Below are 1,172 nucleotides of genomic sequence, written 5' to 3'. Positions count from 1 at the left end.
GTGCTACTTCTTTATTGCATTAGATAGCAATGTAATTTATAATACGTTTAAATGATTAAATTCTTAAACGGAAGGTAATGTTAGCGAAATGAACTGTAATGATAAAGTAATGCATATTTTAGAAAATTTAAGACCATGTTTCCAAGGGTTGGGAGATCCAACTCGTCAGCAAATTGTATCGCTTTTAATTGATAAAGATAGCTTGAATGTGACGCAAATTGCGGAGCATATTCCCATGTCAAGACCTACTGTATCTCATCATTTGAAAATATTGAAACAATCAGGGTTACTTCGAGTTCAGAAAAAAGGCACTGAAATGTATTATTGTCTTGAGTTTAATGAAACAATAAATCTTTTAAAAGAACTTGTTTCTTTAGTTGAAGATGAATGTAAGAATTAGGTACTCATTTATAGTTTAGGGACACCTTTTGTCCCTTTTTTTAGCAACATTAAGTTAAAAGGTTTAAGTTTTTAATTATTTAAACTTATAATCTCATACTAATTAAAATGGAGGTTTCAGATGAATAAGAAAACAGTATTAATTGTTGGTGGGTATGGTGTTGTTGGTAGTCAAATTGCTCAAATTTTACATGATCGACATCCTGATTTGGAAATTAGATTAGGAGGAAGAACCTTAGGGAAAGCGTTACCTTTTGAATCAGAGAGAGTAAAAATAGTCACTGTAGACAACACAACAGATGATCCTTTAAGAAATTTGGATGATAATTTCACATTAGTTGTTAATGCGGTTAATGACCCGCAAGATAGACTACTTTTATCTGCAGTTCGAAAAAAAATTCCATTGGTTGACATTACTCGTTGGACTGAACGTTTTAAGAGTTCTATTGATCGATTAAAAAATGTTGAGGTCCAATCCCCTGTTGTATTAGCTTCAGGGTGGATGGGAGGGACAGCAGCCCTTTTTGCTAAAATGTATTCAAAAGATCTTCAAGAGGTTACGGTTGATATCAACGCACTATATTCTCTTCAAGACAAAGCAGGACCAAATTCAACAGCATATATGGACCGGTTAACGATTCCATTTGAAGTCAAAGCTCGAGAGGGAATGCGACAGGCTTATCCAATGACTGATCCAATCAAAGTCCGCTTTCCCAACGGTTATATAACCAAATGTTATCGTTTGGATACTCCTGATCACGTAACCCTGCCAG

At 34.5% G+C, this 1,172-nt stretch carries 2 protein-coding genes; both read left to right on the top strand.

What is annotated here, in order from left to right:
* The first annotated feature begins 88 nt into the window (after window positions 1–88).
* The gene (locus AC1DJR_RS30605; protein ID WP_000995770.1) at window positions 89–400 is read left to right on the top strand and encodes an ArsR/SmtB family transcription factor; all 312 of its coding nucleotides are present in this window, start codon (window positions 89–91) and stop codon (window positions 398–400) included.
* Window positions 401–520: 120 nt separating this feature from the next.
* On the top strand, window positions 521–1,172 hold a 652-nt coding region (locus AC1DJR_RS30600), incomplete at its 3' end, for a saccharopine dehydrogenase NADP-binding domain-containing protein (protein ID WP_477004323.1).

It is taken from the genome of Bacillus sp. 05T31, assembly GCF_056396725.1.
The sequence above is the reverse complement of the archived record's forward strand: the minus strand, read 5'-3'. Positions and strand labels throughout refer to the sequence as shown.